We start from the raw sequence: 20,927 nt of genomic DNA on the forward strand, positions 1-20,927 counted from the left end.
ATGTTCGACATTTATGCTGCGTCCTACTGCGACACCTCGCGCGCAAGGTTCAATCAGGATTTCAAAGACAAAACCCACTGCATCGTATTACGTGACGCCGATGAAGTAATTGTTGGATTTACCACCCTCAAACTCTATGAAAAAACCTGGTTTGGCAAACCGATAAGAGTCATGTTTTCGGGCGATACCATTATTGACCGTGAACACTGGGGCAGCCAGCGACTGGCATTCGCCTGGATGCGGCTGGCGGGTGAGATCTGGCAGGACCGGCCTGACGTTCCCCTCTATTGGTTTCTGATCTGCAAGGGGCACCGAACCTATCGTTATCTGGATGCCGTGGCCCTGAGCTATGCACCTCGCGCCGGTACCGTGACGGACCCTGGGATTCAGGCGTTGATGGACTATCTGGCGATAGATTGTTTTGGCCAGGCCTATGATCCGAAAACCGGCGTTCTGTCCTTCGAAGTGCCTCAAGGTCGGCTGACCACGGAGCTGGCACAGGTGCCTGCTCCTCACCTGCGTCTGGAAAACGTGTTGTATTTTCTGGAAAAAAATCCTCGTTACGCAGCGGGCGATGAGTTGGTCTGTTTGTGTGAACTGCACCCCGACAATTTACGGCCGATGGTTCTGCGCCTGTTTGCGTCTGCACTGAAATCGCCATGCTGATCCGCCAAGCGAGCGCCGCGGACAACCTGAAACTGCTCGACTTTCAGACACAGCGGGCCATGCAGGGTGGCTTGCCGATGCGTTTTGACCGTGGGCCGGACTATTTCGCGCTGCATCGTTGCCATGCAGCCGATCATCGAACCTGGATAGCCGAAAACGAGGCCGGTGCGCTCAAGGGCATCGCCAGCCTGGTGGTGCGCGATGGCTACCTTCAAGGCGGCATTCAGCCGGTGGCCTATCTGGGGGATTTGCGGCTGGTGCCGGACAGGCGCCTGTCTACGTCGTGGATGGCCGAGGTCAAGGTGCGGCTCGAAGCGTTGGCCCATGAAACCGGTGCTCAGCACGCCTATTGCTGCGTCATTCGCGGCAATCGACTGGCGGCACATTCGCTGCTGGGGGGACGGCGGGCCAATCCGCTAATGCTTTCGCATTGGCGGGGTTACAGCAACGTCGCCGTGTACGGTCAGCGGGGTTGGCACAGCACGCCGCGAGCGGTGGATAACGTGCGCGTCGTTCAAGCGCAGCCTAGCCATACGGATGCACTGCGCGCATTTCTAGATGGCGAGTCGGCTGGCCAGCCCTTTGGTTGCGTTTTTAGTGAAGCGCAGTTTTCGCGACGCCTGGAAACCTGGCCGGACTTCGGTATCCAGTCATTTCTCCTGGCATTGGACGCACGCAACAATGTGCTCGGTTGTGTCGCCCCTTGGGATGCCGGGCGTATCAAGCGGGTGGTGTTGGAGAAACTGCCGTTGTCACACCAAGCGCTTCGTCTCGCGTTCAACGCCTGTGCTCCCGCCCTGGGGCGCCCAGCGATTGCCGCGCCTGGCGAGGCGCTGCAGGACATCTACCTGACCCATTTACAGGTGCGGCAGAGAAACCCGCAGGTTTTTGCGGCACTGCTCGATACCGCCTGGGCGCAACTTCGCGGCCAGTACGCGTTGATGCAAATGTGCCTGTATGACGATGACCCACTCTGGGCCGCCATGAAGCGTTATCGCAGCGTGGCCATTCCCATGGACCTGTACACGGCGCCCTGCGTCGGCAGTGCACGCGCGTTGGCGCCGGAGGATGCAGCACGTATTCCGGGTTTTGAGATCTATCTCGTCTGACGGCCCCTATTGGGCTTCGTCTCGTGCAAGGTGTTCAACAACGTCAGCCAGAAACGGGTCGCGTCAAATCCACCACCGCCCAAAACAGGTTGGCCGTGATCGAGTTGAGGAAGGCAAATCTGCGGCATGCCTTCGAGTCGCTGATGGTCGAGGTAAAACTGACCGTCATGTGCCCAGCCCGGTCGCAGGGTATTGAGACGTGCATGATGGGTGTCAAAACGCGAACTGGGCGTGCAGGCCCAACTGACCACGTGCGCGCAATGTAAGTCGGCAGGCAGATGATTGAGCATGTGCGTGATTTGCGGGTCGCGCAGACTGCTGATGTCTCGCGTGCCATCGGCCACCCAATGGGTTTTCGCAAGCACTCGGCGCACGCGGTCCAGCGGATAGTGTCGGGCGGGTGGTCGCGTGCTGCAGTTGAGCACCTCATCGATTACGGTCGACGGTCCTACCGGCGGTTGCACCAACGCAACGCCATCACACGCCTGGCTCAAGGCGCTGTTCTGTGACAGCGCCGCAAGCGCATCGAGCCCGCCCTTGCTGTGCGCCAGCATGACGAATCGTTGCCCTTGCTTGAGTTCGGCAGTCAGGACCTTGCCGATATGCCGTCCTTGAGCCATGACCCCACGCGAAGAGCTCACGGGCATGCGCAGCACCGGATAGCCCATGCGCCGTAACGTCTTGGCGCAGTCCTGAAAACAACGTGGCAACCATTCGGAAAATAGCCCGCCAACCAGCACCACCGCTGTATGTCGGGGAAGGCTTGGCATGGGGTCGTGCCAGCAGGAGATAAATGGCTTCGTCCAATCCAGGTGTGCGGCGGGCCTCTGCCATTGCGTTGTTGGGAAATGAAGTGACCAGTCGTCAAAGCCTTCTGGTGTCCAGGGCCTTTTCATCGGCAAGGGTTGCCTCATGGCGCGGGCCCAGCGTCATCGTCCAGTGTTCGGCGGGCCGCTTCCAAGGCTTCGCCGTTGTCGAGGTGGTTAGGGTGAAACCCCGGCGCGAACCAGGCCAGCCACCTCGGGAAGGCCCGTGTCAGCGGGCCAGGATTGACAAATAACCACCATTGCAAGCGCAGCCACCCCCGCCAGTTACCGCGTTGCCCATCATGGGCTGCCAGTTGGTAAATGAAATACATGACGTCGAACGCAAAGTACGCGGTCATTGTCAGCATGACCCCGCATCGCATCAGGTATCGCCAAAGTGGATGGCGAACTACCAGGCAAAGCACGTCATAAGCGACGGCCTTGTGTTCGGTTTCTTCTATGGCATGCCAACGCCACAGCATCGCCATCCTCGAGTCGGCACCTTTTAGTACCGCCGGATTACGCAGTAGCTGATCGGAGAGAATGGCAGTGAAATGCTCCAGGCTGGCGGTCATGGCCAAACGAGTAGCGGGGGTAAACCGGTTACCGACCTCTTGCCGGCGTAACAGAAGTTTTTCCAGCGCATCAATAGGCGCGCCTTGTTCCGCGAGTCGCTGGTTATAGCGCCGATGCTCACGAATATGTGACGCCTCTTGATAAACAAATGCTGTTACGGCGGTGGACAGTGCGTGGTCTGTTTCGATCTCTTGACGAAAGTGCACGACACTCTCGATGAAAAGTTTTTCGCCAAGTGGAAACATAATCGACAGGCCATCAAAAAAACGCGTGACGTGAGGCCAATCGCGATACCAATAACGAGCAATACCCTCGTCGAGGGCAAAATGTACCGTGCGGCGGGGGATTTTTGCGGACGCTGATTTGGCCGGCGAGCACCTGGATAAAAGGCGTTTGAGATACGACATATCGAAGGGTGCGGCCCTGAAAAACCACAGGCTATCTCTTTTGCGGTCGTGTGAGTGGATATTCAAGGTCAATCTGAAAGGACAGCCGTAAACAACAGCCAGAAGTCCCCGAGTTGTGAGGGCCTGGTTGTCATGTGCTGTCTTGCTGGCCAGTAGGGTCAGTCAGCTGTCGTTATGGCCGAGGTTAGGGCGCTATACTTTTACCTTCGACTTTCCCTGGGATCCACGATGCGCAGTTCTGGTGATGGTTCACCCTCCAGTCGTTACAACGTGGCCAATCTGTGGGTTTTGGCGCTGCAGACCTTAGTTTGGGGCGCAACGCTGACCTGGCTCTCATACACGGATGCGGGCTGGCTCAAATGGCTTGTGCTGATTCCTTTTTGCCTGGTCATGCAAGGTGTCTTTTCGATGATGCACGAGGCCTTCCATGGGTTGGCCCATAGTAAAAAAGCGCTGAACTACTTCGTCATGTGGTGGGCCTCTACCCTGTTTGGCGCCTCTGCCACGCTGATCCATATCAACCACCTTGGGCATCACACGCGTAATCGCACCCGGGCAGAACTGGCTGATTTTGCTGTCGCGAACGAGTCACTGCTGCGCAAGCGAGTCGAATACTATTTCGCGATTCTGGGCGGAATCTGGTTCGCGGCGTTTATCGGCAGTCTTTTGTTGCCGTTGCTGCCGGCGCGTATCACTGACAAATGGTCGCAAACCGCCGAGGTCAATACTTATGCGGCTGCCTTCAAGGATTTTAAACAAAGTGATTTCAGGCGCATCCGCCTGGAGGTGATTGCCAGCATCGCGGTGTGGTTAGCGGCCGGGCTACTGCTGGGGTGGACGTGGCATGTCGTGTTGATGACCTACCTCGTTTTTGCGTTTTCCTGGTCTTCGCTGCAGTGGGTCTACCACATGCGCACACCCTTGGACGTCGTTGAGGGCGCCTATAACATGAGGGCCCCGCGTCTGGTGCGCTGGGCATTCTTGAACTTTAACTACAACCTTACCCATCATCGTCAATCAGGCCTGCATTGGCAGCAGATGCATCGGGCCTCGAACCTGAAGGAAACGCGGCCACTGTGGGTGGGCTGGTTGCAGGTTTTCTTGCCGCCCCAACGGTTGCCGGACGACTTGACGCAACTCGACAAGACCTACTTTTGATGAGCACCCACGCGAGCGGCAATCGGGCGCTGTGGCAAAACTTCATAGAGAGCGCCCAGCCCACGCTGGATCAGTGGCACGAGCAACTGGAACAACCAGAGCTGACGCAAGAGCGCCTATTGCAGCGATTGCTAAAGGCCAACAGTGATTGCGCGTTCGGGCGTGCCCATAACTTTGCCCATATCACTCACTCAACTCAGTTTCGCGACACTGTTCCGATTCACGCTTACTCACAACTGCATCCCTGGATTCAGCGGGCTCAAAATGAATCGGAACCGATTTTGACGTCGCAGCCGCCGCTGTTCTTTGAGCGTACGAGCGGTAGCAGTGCGTTGCAGAAAGTGATCCCGTATACGCGCGACTTCCTGTCTGAAATGCACCGTTCACTGACCGTCTGGCTGGCGGACATGTACCGGCAAGTTCCAGGGATCGGTCATGGCTCGGGTTACTGGTCGATGTCTGCGCCGTTGCAAGCACCCGTGGCCGGCCCCAATGGTATTTGCGTAGGGTCCACCAGTGATCTGGAGTATCTGAGTGGCAGTAACATTGCCCCATTGGCAGGGACTTTACTGATTCCAGCGTTTACAGGCGATCTGTCGAACTGGCGTAGACAGACCCTCCGCTCTTTGGTGGCAGATGCTGATCTGAGTTTTATCAGCGTGTGGAGCCCTACGTTCCTGACCAGCTTGTTGCAGCCCGTGTTTGACGGCGAAACAGCTGCAGATGAGCAGACGTTTGCATGGCTGGAGGATGCACTTCCGGCAACCCGCAGGTCGGCTTTGCGCCGCGCGAGATCCCAAGGTGAGTGCACCGAGTTGTGGCCACGACTGGCCGCCGTCAGTTGCTGGATGGATGGCCCCAGCCGCAGCTACTTCAAGCCATTGGCGGCGCGTTTTCCTCAAGCGCAATGGTTGCCAAAAGGGTTGTTTGCCACGGAAGGCGTTGTGAGCGTACCAATGGGTGACGAGGCCGGGTGCCCACTGGCCATTGGCAGTCATTACCTGGAGTTTCTATGCGACGACGGTGTTCTACGCCACGCTCACTCCCTACGCATGGGAGAACGTGCGCAAGTCCTGCTGACAACCGGTGGCGGCTTGTATCGCTACGCATTGGGCGATCAGGTGCGAGTCGTGGGCATGCTTGGGTCTACGCCGCGTGTAGAGTTTGTAGGGCGTGCCGGGGTTACCAGCGATCTGGTCGGGGAAAAGCTTGATGAGCAGATCGTGCAGAACCTATTCGAGCGTTGCCTCACGACGACGGCGGCCGCGTGTCTGATCCCCAATGCCTCGGCTACGCCACCCCATTACCTGGCGCTGGTGGCGACCCCTGAAGATCTCGATGCAACAGCGCTGGCGTTTACGATCGAGGCGGCGCTGGCGGATGCCTTTCATTACAACCAGGCCCGCAGTCTGGGGCAACTGGGACCTCTTCGGGTTCGCTTGCTCAAAGGTGGCGCCGATCGACTAGCGTGGATACTGCAACAGGCCTCGGAGTTGAGCGGTGTCCGCGCGGGTGACGTCAAACCTCGCCCACTTATCAATCGGCTTGAGACAGCCGAGGCCATTCTTGCTCTGACGGAAAGCTCATGTCGGCATCTTTAACTAGCTCCCCCGAGGCGCCCAGCGCTGGAGTCCTCGAGCAATGGTATGTGGCGTGCGCTCAAAAGGAACTGAAGAACAAACCCTTCAGGGCAAAGATCCTGGGCTTGAACCTGGTGCTTTTTCGTCAGTGTGACGGCCAGGTGGCGGCGTTGCTCGACCAATGCGTGCATCGGGGACCCGATTGTCAGCCGGCAAGATTGCCGAAAATTGCCTCGTCTGTCCTTACCACGGCTGGCGCTACGATGCTCAGGGGCAAGTGGTGCATATCCCCAGTCTCGGCGAAAAACAGCACGCATCGACATCGCGTGAGCATCGGTACAAACAGCGTCATTTTGCGGTGCAAGAGCTGGACGGGTTGATCTGGGTATACACCGGCAAAGATGACCCGCAGGCCAAAGCTGTGTTCAGACTGCCTGGCTACGATGACAAACGCTGGCAGTCATACTTCATGATCAACACCTTTGAGGCAGACGTAGGCAGCCTGGTGCAGAACTTCATGGACGTTCCGCACACCGTCTTTGTGCACGAGGGCATCTTCAGGTCCAGCACGGGGCGGACGATGGAAGCCACGCTCGCGTGTAAAGCGCAGAGCATCGAAGTGACCTATCACGATGACGGGGACAAGATTGGGTTCATGAACTGGCTGAGCAATCCCGACGGCGAGCCGCTTGTTCACACGGACCGTTTTTTTGCACCCAACGTAACGCGCTGCGACTACCAGTGGGGCGAACGTTCGGCTTTTTTGATCATCAGTCAAATCACCCCCATCGATTCACGCCAGTCGCGCGTCTACACCTACATCGCCTACCGTTTCCGATTCCCGCGTTGGGTACTGGGACTGTTGCGGCCGTTCCTCCACCTGTACACCTGCATCGTCATTCGCCAAGACGTGAAAATCATTCGGGCGCACCGACAAGGTCTCGATAACGCGGCGGATTTCAAACCGTCCAATGTGCAAGCGGACGCCGTCCATATCGGTATCGATCAACTACTGGCCGCCGTGACCCGAGGAGAGGATTTGTCGCCGGCACAGCGTCGCGAAAGCCGGATACGTTTTGAGCTTTGATTGCAGACAAAAAACGCGGGTGCATTCACATGCACCCGCGGCAGCTACGAAACCAGACCGTAGCCAGCCGCGATCAGAAGCGGAGCAAGCAAGAGCGTTGCCCAGAATCCGGACTTTGGAACAGCGATGACGCAGGCGATGGACGTAATGAGCACATAGCTTCCCACCATCTTCAGCAGCGCGAGATCTCCAACCTCTACGGCGTGAACCGCCACGTGACCGGCGAGCATAAAAAGTGGCCCCAGGACCGTGAACCATAGCGCCGAACGCCGATCTTCGTGAGCCGTGAACTGGCCGACGAAGCCCGCATTCATCGCGGCGGCGAACGGTACTTTGAACTTCGTAATGCCAAACAGGATGTGGGCGAGGCCCAGGGCAAACAGTATCCACGCGAAAATTATTGCCATGTTTTTGCAGTCCGCTACAGAGGGTGTGATTAGCACCGACATTGACGCTGATGGCCGGACAGCCTGTCTACCTCTTTCCTCCAACGCCGGCTGATGACGCAAAGCCAATCCTACTGAGCCACAGCCACCCGGTTACGCCCTAACGCCTTCGCTTGATAGAGCGCCTTATCAGCATTGTTCATCAAACTATGAAGATCCTTATCACCGGCATCCGTCGACGCTACGCCGAGGCTGGCTGTTATGCGGTGCACAGGCTCGATCATCAACTCAGCAACCGTCAGGACGAGCGCTTCTGCAATCTTGATGGCGACCTCAATGGAGGTGTCCGGGAGCAGAATGGCGAATTCTTCTCCACCTAGCCGGCCGTGAATATCCGTCACCCGAAAGGACGAACTGATGACCTCACCCATTTGGCGCAATACCTGATCCCCGACCTGATGGCCGTAGGTGTCGTTGATATGCTTGAAATGATCCATGTCCAACATGACGGCGCACAACCCTAGCCGGTTGATCTTACATTCGTCGTAGAGCTGCTGGGCATGCTCGAAAAAAGCCCGTCGACTCTTCAGGCCGGTCAGTTCATCGGTTTGTGCGGCGCGGGTTGAAATGCTGTTCGCCCGTTCCATTTCACGGGTGAGTCGAAAGGCGGTTTCCAGTGCCTGGGACATTTTGTGCGTGGCGCGGGCCGCAAATGCCGCGAACACCAGGATCGAAAGTGCCATGCCGACTTGAATCGGTAACGGCTGAAACAGCAGCCAGACGGTACATGGAAACAACACCAGGCCGATGGAGGCCAGGGTCATATCGCGGTAGGCCGAATAACAGGACACCGCGCTGACGGACATGCCGACGGTAAAGAGCATGACCAGCGCCTGAGACAACAGATCGTCTGCCGGCATGACCACCAACGCACCGCCGCCCCAGATGCTGGCGGATAACACTAGCGTGACCCAGTACCTGCGCTCCCAGCGTTGAGGTGTACGCTCACTTTCGTCACTACGGAAATAGGCAACGAACATCGTGATACGCAACAGCGTGGATGCGCTCAGGATGGCCAGCCACCAAAGAATAAGACTGTGCTCAAACCGATCCCAACACAGCCAGCTGAGTATGATGGCCGCGAGGTAACTGCCGAACACCGCAGAAACGGATTGGCGAAACAGTTGCTGCAATCGATCAGTGCGCACCTGCTCGGCTATGCAAAAATCCTGGCCATTGCGAGATCTTGGGCCACCCATTTGATCCACCTGATCATGACGCAACTAGAAAACTATTGTGGCACCTTGCTATCAACGTAAACAACCGAATTACGGTCGTGGCGGGCCGCAAGGCGCTTGAAAAGTTGCCCGTCTCTTCAAGTAGCGAGAAGATTTGCAATAACAAAGCCCGGTATAGCAACGGTTGCACGCGTCTCATCAGTCAGGCATTGCCTGCACTCGATGGTGGCTGTGCGCATGGCGCCTTCGGGCGCCCCGGGTTTCTACCTGCTGCCCAAACAGACGAAACCTGGTGCTGCCACGACCCCTAGCGATAAATATTAGCCGGCCATGAAAGACGGCTAACGGCCGACTCTGTTGAAAAAGTAGCTCTCCTGCATTGAGCCTTCACTGATCTCAAGTTTCGTCATACAACGCCGAGACATGACGATCACCTCCATAGTGATTACTCTGAAATCCTGCCCTCCTCTATCTCAACACAGTGATATTTATGCACCTTCGAAGATCACCGCTAAAAGCATTTGTTATGTCCTGCATGGTTGCAGGTTGGGGGCTGGTGTATGTCGGTCGTATTGTCTGGGCCCTGCGTGTTGCCGGATTGATGTATGCGGGCTTGGTGTTGGCTGGCATCTTCGGGGTGATTTCAAGTCCCAAGGGTATGTATGCACTCTTTGCGTTCATTGTGCTGATCAAGCTGACCTCGGCCCTGGCAGCCGCACGGTTGGCTCATAAGCACGATGATATTGCCGCACCTCCTGGTGTCCGTTTTCATATTCTCTATGTTGCAGCTCTCGCTGGGGTCACTCTGATATTGTTTTTGCCACTCAAATCGATGCTGCTCGGTTATCAGCTCTATCAGATCCCCTCAGGCTCCATGTCGCCAACCTTGGCAATTGGAGACTACATAGTCACCGACACCCGATACAGCAAACCGAAGGTTGGAGATATTGTGGTGTACCGATTCAATGGCACGGAGGCTACCAAACGTGTCGCTGCAGTCGGCGGAGACACACTGGCAATCGTCAACGGCGATCTGATTAACAATGGTCACAACCTCGGGCTATTTTTTGCACCCGCTAACCGGGTCAAAGAGGCGTACTCGCTGACCCTCGCACCGCTCAAGGTCGAGGCGGATCACGTGTACCTACTGGGCGATAACCGCGACGTAAGTAACGACAGCCGCTTCATGGGCCAGGTCGCGATTGACGACATCACCGGAAAGGTAACCGGGATATGGTTTTCTAACGAACCTGCAAAGATCGGAAGCACCTTTGAATGACCACTTCCCTCGTGACAGGCAGCCATTGGCCGGTTGGGGTGAAACAGGTGTGTTTCAGGACTAGACAGGGAGTCTCGGACTGATCAACCCGAACGCCTTTAAGGATCCACTAGTCGATGATCTGAAAACCTCACAACTGCCGCTGGTGTCGACTCGGTACCTTTCTTGAAAGCCAGCGAGGCCCCACCACAACCACGCAGGCATGCCTGCAATAAAAACGGGCGACCTAAGGTCGCCCGTTTAGCTTTCGCCCAATGCTATTTAAGGCAGGCGATTACTTAACCGGTATATACGAGTATCCCTTCACCATGGCTTTCCCCTCCTTAGCGTCCCGTACCCGGACCATTTCAGCCGCGTACTCCTGCGTATATTCAACGAAGTACTCTTTACCCGGTTCGACCGACAGGTTCAGATATACGTTTTTAGGATGTGGACGCGGCCCGGCCGATACCTTGTGCAGGCCTGGACTCACCTGTACCCAGGAATAGGTCTTGTCATTGAGCCCCACCACCGCACTGTCATTGATACTGAAAACGCTGTCATAAAAGCTGCCTTGAATGACCTGAGTCCGCATCATGTAGATCAGCGCCTTGCCCTGTGGTGGTGGCGGTGGTTCGAAATATGGCTGACTGGAGCTGGTGTGACCACAACCGGTCAACACCAGCATGAGCAACAGGGCCGGGATACTTTTCGATGTTGAACTCATTTGTTTTGCCCCAGTAACTGGTTAATCACCGGCGCCATCTTCTCTTCGACCGGCGCTACTTTGGATGGATCGAAACCGCCCTCACCCGTCAGATGGTATTGCCCGAAACCGATCTGTTGATCGCTTTTGAAGAGCCGGACACTGGCATCGGACAAGTACGGAGAAAAGTCCCAGGAACGAATGGCGGTGTAGGTAAGACGATACTCACAACTACCCGGAACGGGCGCCGCGTAAAGCCGACTTTCGATACGGTGCTTACGCAGTAGCGTTTGCAGGCCATCCACGAAGTCGCCCACCACCACTTTCGGGTTTTCTTCGATGCAGATCTGCGAAATTTTGTATTGAGAAGCGACTGGCTCGACTTTGATGTTGGTACAACCGGCCAATGCCAGTAGAAGGCCTGCCGTGATGACTCTGGAAAGCATGTTCGATCCCTGAAATGTGCAGTGATATCAAAACGATGCCATCATGGTAGTTTTGCGCGTTTTCCCGGTCAATGTGCTGACGAGAAAAGGTGACGGATTTATTTTCGTCCTCGCCTAAAAAATAAATCCGTCCCCATGTTTCATGTTTCCGAGCGGGGCGTTGAGCCGCGATAGTGGGTAAACCCGCCAAAAAAAAACCGACGCTTAAGGTCGGGTTTTTCGTGGGTATTGCGACCCGCGAGTGAGTCACGGGTACAAAAGGGATGGAGCGCAATGTTGAATGACCGCGAGCGAGCCCGACGTGCTTATTGTTTACGGGTTACTCGACCTGCGACAGCTTGGCGTCGTCACAACCGGCAGCCCGGCACTCGCGCTCGACAGCCTTGAGTATGACGATACGCGCCTCGGTCTTCTCGTTGGCGCAGTCCAGGTAGAGCAGGCCATCGTTGGAACAGGCGTTGTCACGAATCTTGATCCACTGGATTTGAGCGGCTTTCACCTTTTTCTTCTGATCCGGGTTCAGGGCACTCATCGTCTTCTTGTACTGATCGTTGATGTCCTGATCCGACTGAACCATTTTCAGCGAAGCGCAATAGGTCCTGTCATAGGCGTTTCTAGGGTTATCGCAACTCATCGCAAAGGCCGATGCGGATGCCATGGCCAACAACGTCCCAACCAACAAAGACTTGATCACAGACTTCTCTCCCTGAATGCCCCCTATTGATTAGAGGTCGCGGCGGGGAATTTATCATGAGGGTTGTGGAACAATGAAGCAGATCGTGGGGATCCTTCCTGTTTTTCACGGCCCACCATCAACCGCGACGGCCAGTCGCTACAGCTTGGCATTTCTCGACCAAAGATCGAGGTCGCTGCCGCATGCCGCGACGATGTAGTTTCCGCACCACGAGAATCCGAACGCCCTCACGTGGTCCGTGTAGATCACCGTGCAATCCGCTTGATGCCCCTCAATCAGCGCATTCTTGAAGGGTTTGCTCAGAATAAGTTTGTTCTCAGGCCAATCCGGGGAAACCAACTCCAGCCCTTCCCCAGCGATGTTACTGGTCGGCAAGCCGCCGCCATGGATTCCACACAACGGTATGACTTCATCGGCGATCACGCCGATGCCCTGGCCATGCAATCCGAGTTCGCTCAAGCCCGCATATTCTTCATAGTCGCGCGCAATCTTTTCCCCTGTGTTGCAATGCACCACACTTCGACCCGAGCTTGAGACCACCAGCAAGTAAGGCCCTTTTTGCGAAAACCCAACCGATAGCAGCCCGCCGACGGCTATCGAAGCCACATGCGTCCAGCCCTCGGGGTTTGCATCAACAGGGATCTGCTCGATGAGCCTTATCAAGCGCTTTCGATTGTCTTCGCGTAATGAATTCATGAGTGCACTCGGATAAAAAGAGGGGCAAGTTCATGCGCGACTGCAATATGCCCTTGGCCCCTCTTTTAGAGCAACGCTACGTATCGGCGCGCCAGATTGATTCTGGCTGTCGTGTAGCCTTATGGCTTGGCCTTGCCCAGTTGCTTGCCGGTCTCGGCGACGATGGTGTTGAGGCCCTGCTCGTTGATCTTCTTCCAGTCACCGTCGGTGGCCATCTGCATGCTGTCGCGCGCAGTCGTAATCACTTCAAGCGGCGCTGCGCCCGGGGTTTCGATTTTCAAATGGGCCTTGTTGTTCACCGCCACGGTGAACGCACCGGGAGAGAACCACGACCAGTACTCGATAATGTGCACATTCACCGCCGCGGCGCTCGGCGTTGGCGTGGTTACAACCTGATAGCCGGCCTGCTGATAGGCCGTTGCCACCGCGTTGCCCACCAGTTGCGAAACGGTACGGCCCGAGGGCAACACCACATCGCCCAGACCTTTGCCGAAGCCGTTGCGCTTACGGCCAATCGCGCGATGGGTGACGCTGGTATCGTTCACTTCTTCATCGTTTTTCAGCGAAGGGATATCGGCGCTGGGTGGATCAATCTGGAAGACCCGTTCGTCCACGGCGTTGATGTACACCTGCTGACCTTGGCCCGACATGCCCGCTTGCGGCGCGGGGCCGGTTACCTCGACCTCGGATCGGTTTGTGGCGCAGCCCACCAATGAGGCGAGGGCGATAACGACGGCGGTTGCTTTCAAATAAGACATGCTTGCTCCTGAGTTGTACGTTTGTCCTTGGTGCCAGGCTTCTCCATGACCGATGGCAGATCTTGGGTAGTCCATGGGACCCACCTGACATGACGAAACTAAAAAGGATTGTGGCACCAAGCCACTATCGCAAACAACCGCAATTACGGGGCTTCAATCGCAAAAGATTAACGACGACATGAAGTCTTACGAAGTCCAATTGTGGCGAGGGAGCTTGCTCCCGCTGGGCTGCGCAGCAGCCCCCACCGGGCCGACACATTCCTACAGACAAACCGCCACAGCCGCTTCCTGCCCGCCCGGACGGACCCCCATAGCCCCGATTTGCAGGGCGGTAGGGCGCTCTGTTTATCCTCCCATCACCACCCTTCCGCCAGGCTACCCAACCTTGCGCCATTGCCTACAACTACGCCAGAATCCGCCCGCTTGTGCGCCTTGTCCCTGGGCTCTATCGTTTTCCTGCCACTGCCCATCAGTGGTCGGGTTTAGTAGCCCGCGGTTTTCCCGCAAGTTGCATGAGTCTCCGTTCAGGCAGGTATCTCGGATCCTGTTCTTCATGGTGGCTGTGCGCAGGGCGCTTCGGCGCGCCGGCAATGCTGGAATCCCCGGTCTACTAACCTGCGCACAGCCGCCACCCTTCTTTTAGTAGGGAAAGGGTTGCGGCCTAACTCGAGGATTCCAGCCTATGTTCAAAGTAACTCCAAACCCTCCGGAAGCGGACCAAACGTCCCCGTCCAAAAAATCCAAAACCAAGAAACTCGACGAAGCCGCCGAACGCGCCTTGGACTACTACCTGCTACCAAAACCGGAAAAACCAGAAGACACGTCCCGACCGGGCCAGCTATTCACCGTCGCAAAAAACGCCGACAACGAATGCCTGCTCGCCAACCTCAGCGAAACCCTGGCGGCAGCCGACGCGATGGTCAGTAATCTGGCCTTCGATCTGGAAGGCTCACGCCGACACATTGCTCTCGGTATCCAGCAACTGATTGAGCTGAGTTCATTGCTGGCGAATCGGGTGTTGGATAACGTCGATCCGCGATAGCGGGTAAACCGCTCAAAGAAAACCCGACGCGTTACGTCGGGTTTTCATGGAGTACGGTTCTTTGAGTGTCCTATCACTTCATAGGTTAGATATTAGCTGCTCTGGCAGGCTGTTATCGGCCAAAAGCGGTCAATCGGATTAAACTACACCGAAGTCCTGTCAGAGATTACTTACATGCTGATTGAGTGCCAAAGGTGCGGTCAAGGTTACGTTCGAGCAATGCGGGTTCGCTCTACAAAAATTTTGCTGTGGGTGTGCGAAGAATGCGAAGCGACGTGGACGAGTCAGGCTGAGGTAAATATCTGTAAATTTGAAGATTACGGAACGTTAATGGCGGGCATTGGCCGCAGTTGTTTATGGTCGGACTTGGAGCCACAGTGAAAAGTTAGTTGTCGAGTACTTACTGTCAAATGCCCGCTTTGAGTCGAAATCAGCCTACTGACACAAACAGGCCTCGCAACGTTTCCGGTTAGTATTTTTTCAGTGACGGCTTCGGAGTGGCTGTGGTCGTACAGTGGCATGGCCACCGGCTGCTGCGGTATAGGGTCTTTACCGACGTTCTTCAATGGCTTGCGTTGTGGGCTTCAAAGGTTGGAGCTTCATCAAGACATTGTTCAGCTCCACTCCAATGTTTACGGTCAGATGCTGAATACGGTCATGCTCCTTTCGCATGAACTCGCGAGCGTTGGTTTTTTCAAACAATTCACCTGCGTACCAGAACGACTCCAAGAACAGAATCCACTTCTCTTCCCGCTTGCCAGTGGCGTCCTCGTTCAGTTCTGAGCGGACAATGCTGCGGTGCTTTGACGTATTGGTCAGGGCATCAAGGTACTTGTAGTCATCGCCAGTTGTGATCTCGCGGAAAAATCTACAGAGCTTGTCGTACTCGGAATGCCCGGCATCGCGTTGCTGCTCTAGGAGCCTGAGGACCTTCTTGGCATAGATGTCCCGCTCCTTAAGGGGCCTGGGGAGTTTGTCCAGCTCCAAGGAGTAATAGAGCATGTGGGAGCAGGTATCCGCGACGGCATGCAGGCTCTGGACGAAGGCAGTGACATTCCCCCTGATCTTAAGCATCAGGTAACTAAACTCATCGTAGTCCTCGTAGACACCCCACAAGCCTGTCTCCTTCAGTTTGGATTCGATGTATCCATTCATCATGTCCAAGGCTTCGTGGTAGTGGTAGCGGCAGAACTGAGGTCTGTCCGTCATGGATCTTACGCTAGGGTGCGCCTTCTTCCACTGCGCCGCCCCGAATACCGCAGTGACTAGCTCCCCCGTCAATCCAATGTCCCATGTGGGGTGCTTCTTTTCTTCAGTTTTAGAATCGACGTCCATTTTTCTACTTATTTGGTTAGGAAATCTCTAAGTTGTTAATCCGCGTACGTACTTTAGCTGTCCATTGAAACTTTGTTCTGAAAGCCCGCAATGGATGCTTCTTGACAGGTCCTGTCCTCCTGAATGACTGCTTATGGCCGATTTCTGCCTGTCACGACCCGCCCTAAATTTAAGTAGGAATAATTTGTTCGGGGCTCTCCAAGGCCGCAAGGAAGTCGTCTTCACTCTCAGCTCCCCACCATGGGATAGATACAACGCCGCCGAGGTCTCTTAGCTGCCGCAGTAGCTCCAACAATGAATAGATCTGATCTTGTCCCCACTGAGCCCCCATCCGATAGTCCAAAGTGAGGCTATTAGTGAAAACGTAAACACCAAGGTCAGGTATTTGACCCCGGGTGCCGTAAAGCCCACCGAGAACGACGTGGAATGCCTCTGCTGCTCCTGAGCTTACAAGCAAAGCATCCTGAGGGCCGGAGAATGGCTTTCCACTTTGGGATGCTTTAATCCAAAGATAGCCGCCGTCAACAGTGACATTTTTCGCGCCATGATCGAACAGATATTGAAATGCCTGCGGTACGAGCGACGAATCTGAATACGTCACCACAACCTCAGGGAGCGATCCATCGTTAGTTGCAAAGTATTCGGAAAGATTCACGTGGCGTGCCTATCGTTTGCAAGGGGCATTTTCGATAAGCCGATGCCCCCTGGATGATTGTGCGGTGTTGGCCAGGTTGAGCCAATCTGTCGTTATTAACCCAACTGAAAACTGATTGCGAGCGGATGGTCAATGCTTTGGGCGGGAAGGGATGGCTCTGAGGGGTAGCTTCGACCCATAACGGCCGGTCGACACGAGCGGCCATCTGTTATAACTAGACATCATTACCTACATGAGCCATCGGTCTTGCATACAACAGCTTTTCCATCCGAATCTGAAATTCGTCTCGCGGCACAGCGCGCCTTGCTGGGTGAAATTCCGCCACGTCTAAGATCTGTGTCGTTCGATATCGCTGACGATGGGCGACTGCGCGCGCGATTCGAGTTCGACGGTGATCCGACGGATGAAGAGAGGGAGTGTGCCAGCGTCGTTATGACAAATATTCTTGCTATGCTCGGCCCTACGATTTCCTACACGGAAGACTTCGTGTCCAATATTTTTCCACAACACCGCGATTTCCTTCCTATTTCTGTCTATGCACGAAATGAAGACGCTTGGAATAGCTGGACCGCGAGCTATGGAAACGAATAACTGAACGACCGCTTAGGATCGAGGACGCACTGGTTTCAAAATTGCAATTAGCGCACTGAGTTTTGAGCGCCATGTGCAACGATTAGGGGGAGTGCACAAACCGCCGTCTGGTCACGAACAGCCCCGCGCCCACCGGCACGGCAAGGACCGACATCAATCCCATGTCAAAGCCCAGCAACTGGGTCTGGCTCACGGCAACGCAGCCGATTGCGCCTGCCACCACCAGCGTCACCCCTAGCCACTTGCGCAGCGGGTACGGCTTAAGAAACCGATCAAGTAGAAAGGCCAGCGCCACGACGATGACCGTCTGGGTAATTTCGGACATGTGCAGCCCCACTCAGGTCTTGATGATCAGGGATTCGGAAGAGCGCTGTGGGCCAATCCCACCATTGACCTGCGCCTGGATGCTGACGATTACGTCGCCAGCATGGTAGGTGGGCAGAGCGTCATTGACGTACGAGCGCACACCCGCCGTTGCAACGGTACCTGCGGCGACAGTGCCTGCAGGCCCGGCTAAACCGCCCACAGTACCGGCGGCGCCACCGAAGGCGGAGGCGGCCAGGTTGGCGATCTTGGTGCGCTGGGCATTGAGGGTATCGCCCTGTTGCCGGGTCAGCGGCTTGGAAATGCCGATCATCATCACGCACGGCAGGCTCTTGGCCTGCATCTTGTCGTACACCTCGACGACCTTGCTGTTGACCTCATAGTGGGCGCTTTTCGCCTCGCCAAAATGCAGCTCGCGTAAGCGCCCACGTTCGCTGTCGGTGAGGGTGATCTGCGAGACGTTGAAGATGATCCCGTGCGGGGTCATGTATTGGAAAGTCCCTTCGACCTTCATAGCACGTATCCTTTCGAGCAAGAGGGGGGCGATTTTCTACAAACAGCGCCTGAGATGCAAACCGGCACTTTGCTGGCAGGTCGCGGCGGTTCGCTCAATGCTTAGCGCTAGCCAGGGCCAAAGCAGCTTTCTCAACATAATCGGCAGATCACCAGTAATCCATGGTTAACGACGGCTACGCCGCCGAGCGGGAGCAAGCTCCCTCGCCACGGGGAATGTCGGTGGTTGAGCAGAACGCTGGTACTCCAAAAAAAGGGGGACGCACTCGCATGCATCCCCCCGTTTTCATTCAACCGCGCGTCTCAAATTAAAACGCCGGCAACACCGCCCCTTTGTACTTCTCAAGAATAAAAGCCTTCACTTCCGGCGTATGCAACGCCGCAACCAGCTTCTTCATCGCCTCACTGTCCTTATCATCCTCACGCGCCACCAGGATGTTCACATAAGGCGAGTCGTTACCTTCAATCACCAGCGCATCCTTGGAAGGATCCAGCTTGGCCTCCAACGCATAGTTGGTATTGATCAACGCCAGATCCACCTGGGTCAGCACGCGCGGAATGGTCGCCGCTTCCAGTTCGCGGAATTTCAGATCCTTCGGGTTCTCAACAATGTCCTTGGTGGTGGACAAGATGTTGTTCGAATCCTTGAGTTTGATCACCCCAGCCTTAGCCAGCAACAACAGCGCACGGCCGCCGTTGGTGGCGTCGTTCGGGATGACCACGTTGGCGCCACCGGGCAGTTCTGTCAGTGCCTTGTACTTGCTGGAGTACGCGCCCAAAGGCTCCAGGTGCACACCGGCCACGCTCACCAGGTGGGTGCCCTTGGCTTTGTTGAATTCATCCAGGTACGGCTGGTGCTGAAAGAAGTTGGCGTCCAGGCGTTTTTCCGCGACCTGCACGTTCGGCTGGATGTAGTCGGTGAAGACTTTGACCTTGAGGTCCACGCCTTCCTTAGCCAGGGCCGGTTTGACGAATTCGAGGATTTCCGCGTGCGGCACTGGCGTGGCCGCGACGGTCAGGGTGTCGGCGGCGTGGGCGGAAAACGCTGCGGCAGCAGCGAAGGCAACCAGTAATTTTTTCATTCAGCTAACTCCTTGTGAGGCGCCCGCTCTCGGCGCCTGCCAGCGAATGGCCGGCTCATGGTTTATTGGCCGCGAGGCCTTATTTTCTAGAGAAATGCACAACTAACTTGTCGCCCACGGTTTGCAGCACCTGAACCAGCACCAGCAGCAACACCACCGTGACCACCATCACATCGGTCTGGAAGCGCTGGTAACCGAAGCGGATCGCCAGGTCGCCCAAACCACCGGCGCCGACGACACCGGCCATGGCCGTGTAGGACACCAGCGTAATCGCTGTCACCGTAATCGCTGCAAAAATGCCTGGACGGGCTTCCGGCAGCAAGGCGTTGACGATGATCTGCCGCGTGGTCGCGCCCATGGCCTGGGTCGCTTCGATGATGCCGCGATCGACTTCGCGCAGGGCGGTTTCCACCAGGCGGGCGAAGAACGGTGTGGCGCCGACCACCAGTGGCGGGATCGCGCCGGCCACGCCCAGGGAGGTGCCGGTGATCAATACCGTGAACGGGATCATCACGATCAACAGGATGATGAACGGCAGTGAACGCAGGATGTTCACGATCAGCGATAGCAGCGCATACACGCCGCGGGCTTCGAGCAACTGGCGCGGGCTGCACAGGAACAGCAGCACGCCCAGGGGCAGGCCGAGCAGCACGGTAAACAACAGCGAACCGAACAGCATCAGGAAGGTGTCGCCGGTCGCCAGCCAGATTTCCAGCCAGTCGATGTTGGAGAAGAACGAACTCAACAGTTCCATTAGCGCAGCACCTCCATGTGGACATCGGCCGCGGTGAAGCGGGCAAACGCCGCCTCCATGTCACCGCCGGTGATGGCGAGGGTCAGTTGCCCGTAGGGGGTGTCTTTGATGCGGTCGATACGACCGGCCAGGATGCTGTAGTCCACGCCGGTTTCCCGGGCGATGGTGCCGAGCAATGGCGCGTAAGTCGCTTCGCCCTGGAACGTCAGACGCACGATGCGCCCTGGGACGTGAGCGAAATCGTCGCGCTGTTCGCTTTCGTCGATCTGCTCGTCTTCCTGGACGAAACGCTTGGTGGTGGGGTGCTTGGGGTGCAGGAACACCTGGGCCACCGGGCCTTGCTCGACGATCACGCCAGCGTCCATCACCGCCACTTGATCGCAAACGCGGCGGATCACGTCCATTTCATGGGTGATCAGCACGATGGTCAGCTTCAGTTCGCGGTTGATCTCGGCCAGCAGTTGCAGCACCGAGGCGGTGGTTTGCGGGTCGAGGGCGCTGGTGGCTTCGTCGCACAGCAGGATCTTGGGTTTGGTCGCCAGGGCGCGGGCGATGCCGACGCGCTGTTTCTGGCCACCGGACAATTGCGCCGGGTATTTGCGGGCGTGGTCGGACAGCCCTACCCGCGCCAGCAACTCGGCCACTCGGCGGTCGATGTCGCTGCGGGACAATTCGCCCGCCAGCGTCAGCGGCAGCGCCACGTTGTCGGCCACGGTCTTGGACGCCAGCAGGTTGAAGTGCTGGAAAATCATCCCGACTTGCTGGCGGAAGCGGCGCAGGCCGCTGGCGTCCAGGGCGGTGACTTCCTCGCCGTCGACAATGATCTTGCCGCCAGTGGAATCTTCCAGGCGATTGATCAGGCGCAGCAGGGTACTTTTTCCCGCACCGGAATGGCCAATCAGGCCGAAGACCTGACCGTTCTCAATCGTCAGACTGGTCGGATGCAGGGCGGGGATATCCCTACCGGCGACTCGGTAGGTTTTATGGACGTCTTGAAACTCGATCACGTAGCGAACCTTGTGGGGCGCGTTGGAAAAGGATCAGCGGTTAGCCGGGCGCG

At 56.5% G+C, this 20,927-nt stretch carries 23 protein-coding genes and 1 pseudogene; 8 read left to right on the forward strand and 16 right to left on the reverse strand.

Annotation, left to right across the window (positions count from 1 at the left end; genetic code table 11):
• Together KI237_RS00090 and KI237_RS00095 are read left to right on the forward strand one after the other, a co-directional pair.
• A complete protein-coding gene (locus tag KI237_RS00090; protein ID WP_212800523.1) occupies positions 1-666 on the forward strand; it encodes a hypothetical protein in 666 nt (221 codons plus the stop codon).
• Positions 660-1,775, forward strand: coding sequence for a hypothetical protein (locus KI237_RS00095; RefSeq protein ID WP_212798283.1), 1,116 nt, complete (start codon positions 660-662; stop codon positions 1,773-1,775). The genes KI237_RS00090 and KI237_RS00095 overlap by 7 nt, the downstream gene beginning before the upstream one ends.
• On the opposite strand, the gene KI237_RS00100 is transcribed toward KI237_RS00095, so the two are convergent.
• A complete protein-coding gene (locus KI237_RS00100; RefSeq protein WP_212800524.1) occupies positions 1,763-2,671 on the reverse strand; it encodes an esterase/lipase family protein in 909 nt (302 codons plus the stop codon). The genes KI237_RS00095 and KI237_RS00100 overlap by 13 nt on opposite strands.
• Positions 2,672-2,685: 14 nt before the next feature.
• Complete coding sequence (locus tag KI237_RS00105; protein WP_349305654.1) at positions 2,686-3,630, reverse strand: metal-dependent hydrolase; 945 nt, start codon at positions 3,628-3,630, stop codon at positions 2,686-2,688.
• Positions 3,631-3,792: 162 nt separating this feature from the next.
• Between KI237_RS00105 and KI237_RS00110 the strand changes: the two genes are divergently transcribed.
• The 3 genes and pseudogenes from KI237_RS00110 (at position 3,793) to KI237_RS00120 (ending at position 7,389) form a co-directional block, all read left to right on the forward strand.
• Positions 3,793-4,722, forward strand: coding sequence for a fatty acid desaturase family protein (locus KI237_RS00110; protein WP_212798284.1), 930 nt, complete (start codon positions 3,793-3,795; stop codon positions 4,720-4,722).
• Entirely contained in the window at positions 4,722-6,323 is a 1,602-nt protein-coding gene (locus tag KI237_RS00115; RefSeq protein ID WP_212798285.1) for a GH3 family acyl-acid amido synthetase, read from the forward strand. The genes KI237_RS00110 and KI237_RS00115 overlap by 1 nt, the downstream gene beginning before the upstream one ends.
• Positions 6,308-7,389: pseudogene (locus KI237_RS00120) on the forward strand (Rieske 2Fe-2S domain-containing protein). The gene KI237_RS00115 and the pseudogene KI237_RS00120 overlap by 16 nt, the downstream one beginning before the upstream one ends.
• A 44-nt stretch (positions 7,390-7,433) precedes the next feature.
• Here KI237_RS00120 and KI237_RS00125 read toward each other — a convergent pair.
• Together KI237_RS00125 and KI237_RS00130 are read right to left on the reverse strand one after the other, a co-directional pair.
• On the reverse strand, positions 7,434-7,796 hold the full coding sequence (locus tag KI237_RS00125; protein ID WP_212798287.1) for a DUF6463 family protein: 363 nt from the start codon (positions 7,794-7,796) through the stop codon (positions 7,434-7,436).
• 110 nt (positions 7,797-7,906) lie between these two features.
• On the reverse strand, positions 7,907-9,034 hold the full coding sequence (locus KI237_RS00130; protein ID WP_212798288.1) for a GGDEF domain-containing protein: 1,128 nt from the start codon (positions 9,032-9,034) through the stop codon (positions 7,907-7,909).
• Positions 9,035-9,539: 505 nt separating this feature from the next.
• Here KI237_RS00130 and lepB point away from each other — a divergent pair.
• On the forward strand, positions 9,540-10,292 hold the full coding sequence (gene lepB, locus KI237_RS00135) for a signal peptidase I (protein WP_249410678.1): 753 nt from the start codon (positions 9,540-9,542) through the stop codon (positions 10,290-10,292).
• 274 nt (positions 10,293-10,566) lie between these two features.
• Here the strand turns inward: lepB and KI237_RS00140 are convergent, their stop codons facing one another.
• The 5 genes from KI237_RS00140 to KI237_RS00160 all read right to left on the reverse strand — a co-directional run bounded on the left by KI237_RS00140 (position 10,567) and on the right by KI237_RS00160 (position 13,571).
• A complete protein-coding gene (locus KI237_RS00140; RefSeq protein WP_212798290.1) occupies positions 10,567-10,998 on the reverse strand; it encodes a DUF2846 domain-containing protein in 432 nt (143 codons plus the stop codon).
• The gene (locus KI237_RS00145; RefSeq protein ID WP_212798291.1) at positions 10,995-11,423 is read right to left on the reverse strand and encodes an Sbal_3080 family lipoprotein; all 429 of its coding nucleotides are present in this window, start codon (positions 11,421-11,423) and stop codon (positions 10,995-10,997) included. Before KI237_RS00145 ends, KI237_RS00140 begins: the two co-directional genes overlap by 4 nt.
• A gap of 319 nt (positions 11,424-11,742) precedes the next feature.
• Entirely contained in the window at positions 11,743-12,117 is a 375-nt protein-coding gene (locus tag KI237_RS00150; protein ID WP_212798292.1) for a lysozyme inhibitor LprI family protein, read from the reverse strand.
• Positions 12,118-12,255: 138 nt separating this feature from the next.
• Positions 12,256-12,813 (reverse strand): hypothetical protein, encoded by a 558-nt coding sequence (locus KI237_RS00155; protein ID WP_212798293.1) that lies wholly within the window; start codon positions 12,811-12,813, stop codon positions 12,256-12,258.
• 119 nt (positions 12,814-12,932) lie between these two features.
• On the reverse strand, positions 12,933-13,571 hold the full coding sequence (locus KI237_RS00160) for a YajG family lipoprotein (RefSeq protein ID WP_212798294.1): 639 nt from the start codon (positions 13,569-13,571) through the stop codon (positions 12,933-12,935).
• A gap of 682 nt (positions 13,572-14,253) precedes the next feature.
• Here KI237_RS00160 and KI237_RS00165 point away from each other — a divergent pair.
• Positions 14,254-14,613: a DUF6124 family protein gene (locus tag KI237_RS00165; RefSeq protein ID WP_212798295.1), complete on the forward strand. Its 360-nt coding sequence runs from the start codon at positions 14,254-14,256 to the stop codon at positions 14,611-14,613.
• Positions 14,614-15,162: 549 nt separating this feature from the next.
• Here KI237_RS00165 and KI237_RS00170 read toward each other — a convergent pair.
• Positions 15,163-15,948 carry a hypothetical protein gene (locus KI237_RS00170; RefSeq protein WP_212798296.1) on the reverse strand — a complete coding sequence of 262 codons (786 nt, stop codon included), beginning with the start codon at positions 15,946-15,948 and terminating at the stop codon, positions 15,163-15,165.
• Positions 15,949-16,117: 169 nt separating this feature from the next.
• Positions 16,118-16,603, reverse strand: a complete 486-nt coding sequence (locus KI237_RS00175; RefSeq protein WP_212798297.1) for a hypothetical protein — start codon at positions 16,601-16,603, stop codon at positions 16,118-16,120.
• 246 nt (positions 16,604-16,849) lie between these two features.
• On the opposite strand from KI237_RS00175, the gene KI237_RS00180 reads away from it, so the two are divergent.
• Positions 16,850-17,194, forward strand: a complete 345-nt coding sequence (locus KI237_RS00180) for a MafI2 family immunity protein (RefSeq protein ID WP_212798298.1) — start codon at positions 16,850-16,852, stop codon at positions 17,192-17,194.
• Positions 17,195-17,276: 82 nt separating this feature from the next.
• Here the strand turns inward: KI237_RS00180 and KI237_RS00185 are convergent, their stop codons facing one another.
• The 5 genes from KI237_RS00185 to KI237_RS00205 all read right to left on the reverse strand — a co-directional run bounded on the left by KI237_RS00185 (position 17,277) and on the right by KI237_RS00205 (position 20,874).
• Entirely contained in the window at positions 17,277-17,519 is a 243-nt protein-coding gene (locus KI237_RS00185) for a hypothetical protein (RefSeq protein WP_212798299.1), read from the reverse strand.
• Between the two features lie 12 nt (positions 17,520-17,531).
• Positions 17,532-18,032: a hypothetical protein gene (locus KI237_RS00190; protein ID WP_212798300.1), complete on the reverse strand. Its 501-nt coding sequence runs from the start codon at positions 18,030-18,032 to the stop codon at positions 17,532-17,534.
• A 307-nt stretch (positions 18,033-18,339) separates the two neighbouring features.
• Complete coding sequence (locus tag KI237_RS00195; protein WP_092221060.1) at positions 18,340-19,113, reverse strand: MetQ/NlpA family ABC transporter substrate-binding protein; 774 nt, start codon at positions 19,111-19,113, stop codon at positions 18,340-18,342.
• 79 nt (positions 19,114-19,192) lie between these two features.
• Entirely contained in the window at positions 19,193-19,867 is a 675-nt protein-coding gene (locus tag KI237_RS00200) for a methionine ABC transporter permease (protein ID WP_003196204.1), read from the reverse strand.
• Positions 19,867-20,874 carry a methionine ABC transporter ATP-binding protein gene (locus KI237_RS00205; protein WP_212798301.1) on the reverse strand — a complete coding sequence of 336 codons (1,008 nt, stop codon included), beginning with the start codon at positions 20,872-20,874 and terminating at the stop codon, positions 19,867-19,869. The genes KI237_RS00200 and KI237_RS00205 overlap by 1 nt, the downstream gene beginning before the upstream one ends.
• Positions 20,875-20,927: the final 53 nt, after the last annotated feature.

The sequence above is a fragment of the Pseudomonas sp. St316 genome, from assembly GCF_018325905.1.
Lineage (GTDB): Bacteria > Pseudomonadota > Gammaproteobacteria > Pseudomonadales > Pseudomonadaceae > Aquipseudomonas.

Bases quoted from the DNA above. Each gene is read 5' to 3' on its own strand.
- KI237_RS00090 (WP_212800523.1), top strand. From the start codon at position 1: ATGTTCGACATTTATGCTGCGTCCTACTGCGACACCTCGCGCGCAAGG.
- KI237_RS00095 (WP_212798283.1), top strand. From the start codon at position 660: ATGCTGATCCGCCAAGCGAGCGCCGCGGACAACCTGAAACTGCTCGAC.
- KI237_RS00100 (WP_212800524.1), bottom strand. From the start codon at position 2,671: ATGAAAAGGCCCTGGACACCAGAAGGCTTTGACGACTGGTCACTTCAT.
- KI237_RS00110 (WP_212798284.1), top strand. From the start codon at position 3,793: ATGCGCAGTTCTGGTGATGGTTCACCCTCCAGTCGTTACAACGTGGCC.
- KI237_RS00115 (WP_212798285.1), top strand. From the start codon at position 4,722: ATGAGCACCCACGCGAGCGGCAATCGGGCGCTGTGGCAAAACTTCATA.
- KI237_RS00125 (WP_212798287.1), bottom strand. From the start codon at position 7,796: ATGGCAATAATTTTCGCGTGGATACTGTTTGCCCTGGGCCTCGCCCAC.
- KI237_RS00130 (WP_212798288.1), bottom strand. From the start codon at position 9,034: ATGGGTGGCCCAAGATCTCGCAATGGCCAGGATTTTTGCATAGCCGAG.
- lepB (WP_249410678.1), top strand. From the start codon at position 9,540: ATGTCCTGCATGGTTGCAGGTTGGGGGCTGGTGTATGTCGGTCGTATT.
- KI237_RS00140 (WP_212798290.1), bottom strand. From the start codon at position 10,998: ATGAGTTCAACATCGAAAAGTATCCCGGCCCTGTTGCTCATGCTGGTG.
- KI237_RS00145 (WP_212798291.1), bottom strand. From the start codon at position 11,423: ATGCTTTCCAGAGTCATCACGGCAGGCCTTCTACTGGCATTGGCCGGT.
- KI237_RS00155 (WP_212798293.1), bottom strand. From the start codon at position 12,813: ATGAATTCATTACGCGAAGACAATCGAAAGCGCTTGATAAGGCTCATC.
- KI237_RS00160 (WP_212798294.1), bottom strand. From the start codon at position 13,571: ATGTCTTATTTGAAAGCAACCGCCGTCGTTATCGCCCTCGCCTCATTG.
- KI237_RS00165 (WP_212798295.1), top strand. From the start codon at position 14,254: ATGTTCAAAGTAACTCCAAACCCTCCGGAAGCGGACCAAACGTCCCCG.
- KI237_RS00170 (WP_212798296.1), bottom strand. From the start codon at position 15,948: ATGGACGTCGATTCTAAAACTGAAGAAAAGAAGCACCCCACATGGGAC.
- KI237_RS00185 (WP_212798299.1), bottom strand. From the start codon at position 17,519: ATGTCCGAAATTACCCAGACGGTCATCGTCGTGGCGCTGGCCTTTCTA.
- KI237_RS00190 (WP_212798300.1), bottom strand. From the start codon at position 18,032: ATGAAGGTCGAAGGGACTTTCCAATACATGACCCCGCACGGGATCATC.
- KI237_RS00195 (WP_092221060.1), bottom strand. From the start codon at position 19,113: ATGAAAAAATTACTGGTTGCCTTCGCTGCTGCCGCAGCGTTTTCCGCC.
- KI237_RS00200 (WP_003196204.1), bottom strand. From the start codon at position 19,867: ATGGAACTGTTGAGTTCGTTCTTCTCCAACATCGACTGGCTGGAAATC.